Source organism: Marivita sp. S6314 (genome assembly GCF_023015985.1).
Classification (GTDB): domain Bacteria; phylum Pseudomonadota; class Alphaproteobacteria; order Rhodobacterales; family Rhodobacteraceae; genus Marivita.
Window position 1 is genome coordinate 1 of record NZ_JALKAO010000037.1, and the last position, 361, is coordinate 361.

At 62.0% G+C, this 361-nt stretch carries 1 protein-coding gene; it reads left to right on the forward strand.

All coding sequences use genetic code 11. The annotated features are described in order from the left end of the window. On the forward strand, positions 1-361 hold a 361-nt coding region (locus MWU54_RS18880; protein ID WP_247086769.1), incomplete at both ends, for an acetyl-coenzyme A synthetase N-terminal domain-containing protein.

A 361-nucleotide genomic window follows, 5' to 3' on the forward strand; every position in this document is an offset into this window, starting at 1 on the left:
TGTATGCGCGGTCGGTGTCTGACAACGAGGGGTTCTGGGCCGAGCAAGCGCAGCGGGTGGACTGGATCAAGGCGCCGAGCCAGATCAAGGATGTCAATTTCACCCTCGGTCAGGTCAAGATCAACTGGTACGCCGACGGCACGCTGAACGTGGCGGCGAACTGTGTCGACCGGCATCTGGAGACCCGCGGCGACCAGACCGCGATCATTTTTGAGCCCGACGATCCCAACGAGGATGCCAAGCACATCACCTACCGCGACCTGCATCGCAGCGTCTGCAAGATGGCCAACATCCTTGAGACGCTGGGCGTGCGCAAAGGCGACCGGGTGGTGATCTACCTGCCGATGATCCCCGAAGCCGC